Origin of the sequence: Domibacillus mangrovi, from assembly GCF_001906925.1 — a bacterium.
Lineage (GTDB): Bacteria > Bacillota > Bacilli > Bacillales > Domibacillaceae > Domibacillus > Domibacillus mangrovi.
The window spans coordinates 1-4,978 of the sequence record NZ_MRWQ01000016.1 but is presented as its reverse complement, the minus strand read 5'-3'; the positions used below and the strand labels follow the sequence as shown (position 1 = coordinate 4,978).

The 4,978-nt window shown below is 37.3% G+C and carries 4 protein-coding genes and 1 pseudogene; all 5 read left to right on the top strand.

What is annotated here, in order from left to right:
• Positions 1 to 264 (top strand): annotated as a pseudogene (locus tag BLL40_RS14735) (hypothetical protein); the annotation flags it as partial.
• A gap of 227 nt (positions 265 to 491) precedes the next feature.
• Positions 492 to 1,898, top strand: coding sequence for a purine-cytosine permease family protein (locus BLL40_RS14730; RefSeq protein ID WP_073712626.1), 1,407 nt, complete (start codon positions 492 to 494; stop codon positions 1,896 to 1,898).
• A 92-nt stretch (positions 1,899 to 1,990) separates the two neighbouring features.
• A complete protein-coding gene (locus BLL40_RS17650; RefSeq protein WP_216820191.1) occupies positions 1,991 to 2,137 on the top strand; it encodes a hypothetical protein in 147 nt (48 codons plus the stop codon).
• A gap of 198 nt (positions 2,138 to 2,335) precedes the next feature.
• Positions 2,336 to 3,268 carry a hypothetical protein gene (locus BLL40_RS14725; RefSeq protein WP_073712625.1) on the top strand — a complete coding sequence of 311 codons (933 nt, stop codon included), beginning with the start codon at positions 2,336 to 2,338 and terminating at the stop codon, positions 3,266 to 3,268.
• A gap of 478 nt (positions 3,269 to 3,746) precedes the next feature.
• Positions 3,747 to 4,301, top strand: coding sequence for a recombinase family protein (locus BLL40_RS14720; protein WP_073712627.1), 555 nt, complete (start codon positions 3,747 to 3,749; stop codon positions 4,299 to 4,301).
• Positions 4,302 to 4,978 lie beyond the last annotated feature (677 nt).

Below are 4,978 nucleotides of genomic sequence, written 5' to 3'. Positions count from 1 at the left end.
AGTGATGTGAAGATTACGAGTTGTGAAGCAGCTGAAAAAAATGTTGTAGGCTCGATCCGTATTTCAGAAGAGCTTCCGAAAGAAGCATTGGATCAGTTGGAGGAAAGACGCGAATCGTTGAAAGTGAACGGACGTGTCACTGAAACATACCGCCGTATTGACGTTGCAGAAGCTTTGCATATGCTGACTGAAAATACGGAACCAGGTGCAACGACACGCAGTTATTTTGCCTTGCTTGAGATGGAAGAAGAGATGGAAGTGTGATCGTACCGTCAGATAAAAATAGAGGATAAATCTAGTAATATATCTTTACCCATTGATTTTATCTGAAAATTCCGAATTATTAAATAATATCCAGGTAAAAAATGATTTTAGCATTGCTACTATCAACGATGTGATTACAGCAATTCAATACAAGGTGAATATATAAACTTAAGCCCAATAAAAGGAGACACTTTTGTTGCTTAAGATACGACAAGGAGATGAATAACATGGCTGGAGTTCAAATCAATCAAGATGGTCTCAGTGAAAAAGATTTAATGAAAGATGATTATTCTTTAAGTAAAGTACCTCCTGAAAAAAGAAATATGGGCTTATTAAGCGTTGCAAACATCGCTTTAGGTATTTCTACCGCCATCTTCTTTTTTCAAATGGGGAGCGTCATGGCCATTCAATTTGGTGCAATGAACGCGTTAGTATCAGGAATATATGCAGCAGTTGTTGCCGGAATAATAAGTACAATTATTATTTATTTATCCGCAAAAACAGGAATGAATGTAAACTTATTATCGAGGGGCGGCGGATTTGGCTTTATAGGCGCTTCATTAACTTCACTTATTTATGCGTCAAACTTCATTATGTATTGTGCATTTGAAGGGATTCTTATGGTCTATGCCGTGAATGAGTTTTTACCGTTCATTCCAATGTGGGCGTTAATCATTTTCTTTGGATCCGTTGTTATTCCTTTAAACTGGTTTGGGATTAAGCAATTGGACAAAATACAAAAATGGACATTGCCGATCTTTATCGTTATGTTGGCGATTGCTCTGGTCGTATCTTTCATCAAAACTCCAGCCTACGCAGGAAACTTTTTGAGCTTTATGCCAGAAGGTGTTCAATTTGGTGGGACGGCTCTCCTTCTTTGCATAGGTATGCAAAATGGATTATTAGGCCTAATGGCATTGCTTGCATCAGATTACGCGAGATTTCTTAAAAAAGACGATGTTAAAGTAGGAAAGTACATTATCGGATTTTTCCCTCAAATCCTTTGCTTTTTCATCATGGGCCTTATAGGGATATGGTTTGGCGTTCGCATGAACGAAGGAAATCCAGGGGTTTATATGGTTCAACTTTTAGGTGTCGGTGGTGTGTTCTTTACGATTCTGACGCAGGTTCGTATCAATATTACCAACTTATATAGTGGTTCATTGTCTCTGTCAAACTTTTTTGAGAATGTTTTTAAATTTAAGCCTGGAAGACCGTTTTGGGTTGTCGTATCAGGTATAACATCCATCGCTTTAATGCTAGGCGGAATATTAGATCATTTAAGTGGTGTGCTGATCGCACAAGGGATCTTTCTTATGGCATGGGCCGCCATCTTAATCAGTGATGCGTTCGTCGTTAAAAAACTATTAAAGATCGGTCCTACTTATTATGAATACAGACAATCGAATTTGTACGGATGGAATCCGGTTGGCGTCGTCGCTTTCATCGTAGCTAGTGTACTAGGTTCCGTTGCAGGATTCGGATACATGGGTCCATTCTTAGAAAATACATCTGCATTCTTCTCCTTTATCATCGCGTTTGTGGTCACGATTATTATGGCTGTTGCGACAAAAGGAAAATATTATGTTAAAGAAGAAGCAAAAGATGTTCCGGCTGAGGAATATATTGCATAAATAAATGACATCAGTAGATTAGGACAAAAGCCGTCTCAAAGAGGAATCTCTTGAGGCGGCTTTTTTTCATTTTAAGAACAGTGGGATGGTTGGTGAGTAAAGATCATCTGTTCACAAGAGCGGATTTGCATAATTTTCCGATCTTTCTTGCAAAATCATCCACTGAAAGATATAATCAAGGAAATGAAATGAATCGGAGCAACAAAAAAGAGTTCCAACGTGTGCAAGTGGTGCACTAACACCCTTACACCGTTTCCGCCTAACCTACCTAGGCAAAAACACCTGCTGAAACTCTCTTTGTATTATTCTTTTTTCATTATATAAAAAATGAGGAAAGTTTGCAAGGAGTGCACGGTTTTAGAAGCGTATTTTTGCCATGGATTTCACATAGGCAAAGGTGCGCTTTTTTCGTTTTCCGTTATAAGGAGAGACAGGAAATGAAATCCATTAGCATTGTATTCGACAAGGTAAACAAAGAAGAGTATGCAACGTTCAAGGATCTAGCGTCTATGCGAGAAGCTGTGAATCATCACATCAAAACCATTTTAGATAGTGACTTGTCCCCGTCATGGAAAAATAAACTCGTTCGCTTTCTTGACTATTTGCGTGACATTTCACGGGAATACCTTGGACTTTCATTCCGTAAACAGCGGACGATGGCCACAGACTTAGGATTGAAAAAACCGGACACCATTGGTTTTTGGTTGAAAAAACTAGCGGAATTGGGCATCGTCCGCATCCTTCCGACAAAAAGAAGCCGCGGCATGCAGCAAACAGCTAACTTCGTCCAAATACTTCCAATTCAAACCGTCGAACACAACAAAAGTGGACAAGCAAAAGAAAATAACGGGGAGCATGAAGACAATATCTATTCTAAAACAAAAACTATTAATACTAATACGTATTCTGACGAAATCGTTCAACGCTTAAAATCACCGTATGTCAAAATCAAAGAGTTCGTCCAATCCTTCATTGGTGACGGTCATGTGAAGTTGATCAATCGTCTGTATGGCATCTGGCTAGCTCAGACGAAGCACGGCTCATTCAATGAAATAGAAGCATTGACGATAGGCATTCAAGCCATTAAAGCGACGATGCAAGCAACGAAACGTAAACATATTGATCATGTTACAGGGTATTTCAGTGGGACGATGACACGAATGATCAAACGGATAACAACTGATGTTTCAATGAATCAAGCACTAGTTAAAAGAACATCAGTCCGCGAAGAAATACTGCCTGCATGGTTTGCAAAACGAGAAGAAGATTATACGTCTGAAATAGATGAGTATTTTGAGGAAGAGAAACGTACATTGCAGGAAACTTTGAAAAAACGAACGCAATCTACTTATATTAATAGTTTAAGATAAATGGAAATAACTATTATATGTTCGATGATACTACTTGTTTTTACAATCTCGGTGTCGTGTATGAAATGAAGATGCATCAGAGATAATCTGTTTAGCGAACAAGATGCTTTTTTCGAGTATGCGCTAGCGATGGGACTAAAACAATTGTGTAGTCACAGGTAAAGCTGTGAAAAAATATAATGCCGTAAAAAATGGCAATACACCAAGGGTAATTAAAATGGGAAGATTTCCATTTTCGAAAGTTGGATGAAGAGATATAGTAAAGAACCTTCCTACTAGCTGAATACTGTTTTGTGTTGCTCTAAATGTTCCAAAACTCGTCCTTTTCTGAACAAGGTCGATTGCTTCTCGAAATTGTGCTATTTTATTATCTTTTCTGTTATAAAACTCTGTTTATTAATCTATGTTCAAAAACCAAACAATTTTTATTTTATGTTACAATAAATGAGAGATAAAAAAGTAGAAAGAGTGATAAATGGTGTTAATTGGATATGCGCGTGTTTCAACAGGTTTGCAGAACTTGGATATGCAGATGGATGCATTAACTCAACATGGTTGCGATAAACTTTTTCACGATAAAATGAGTGGCACGAAAAAACAACGACCTGGACTAGAAGAGGCTCTTACATATGCCCGACAGGGAGATACGATTGTGGTTTGGCGATTAGACCGTCTAGGAAGAAACATGCAGGATTTGATTCAAATTGTAAACAGTTTGAACGAACAAGGGATTGGTTTTCACAGCATTCAAGAAAATTTGACAATGGATCGCAGCAATGCAACCGGCCAGCTGATGTTTCACTTATTTGCGGCGTTTGCAGAGTTTGAACGGAATCTTATACAAGAGCGCTCGGCTGCAGGGCGGGCAGCTGCCAGAGCACGCGGACGGCTTGGTGGGCGTCCCGAGAAATTCGGATCAAAGGATATTGAAATGATGAAAGCGCTAATTGAAAGTGGTACCCCCATTAAAGATGTTGCAGAAAAATGGGGCATTTCCAGAACGACTATCTATCGTTATTTAGAAAAACGGTAAAAAGAAAGGTCTTACTATAATATATCAAGCGTAATCCTTCGTCGCGTTTAAGAAACACATTTCTTTGTACATACTGCTCGGGGACCAGCAAGTGTTTCAAAGGCACATTGGCGGATTATATATAATAGAAGAAACGCGTCACGTTTATTAGATAAGGAGATGTTAAATAAGGGAGTCTTTGAAGATGCCCCTACCTTCAAGTGTATGTTTGCATACCTTCAAAGAAGTTGATACATGAGATATACAATAACTTTATTAGAGAAGGACTAGTCATTAATTTCATGATATTAAATTAACAAGTAACTTAGATAATAAATGATTTTATTTTTTTGTTGACATTAAAGTTCAATAAATGATACAATTTTTATTGTCGCTTGTTTAAATGATTTGAATGAAATTTACTTTTAAAGTGAATAAGGATTATTGGAAAATAATAATTTTGTTAAGTTCTATTGACGTTATACCTTTAAAAATGATATATTTTATATTCGCTCCTATGATATAGCGGTTTTGCATATAATACAATAGGAAGCTTTAATGAATAAACACTTTTTAGAAATAATGATTTTCAAAAAAGTTGTTGACTTTCAAATCATCAAATGGTATTATTAATTAGCTGTCGTTGATGGCAATGAATGAAATTGATCTTTGAAAACTGAACAAAATAAACGCCAACG

Bases quoted from the DNA above. Each gene is read 5' to 3' on its own strand.
- BLL40_RS14725 (WP_073712625.1), top strand. From the start codon at position 2,336: ATGAAATCCATTAGCATTGTATTCGACAAGGTAAACAAAGAAGAGTAT.
- BLL40_RS14730 (WP_073712626.1), top strand. From the start codon at position 492: ATGGCTGGAGTTCAAATCAATCAAGATGGTCTCAGTGAAAAAGATTTA.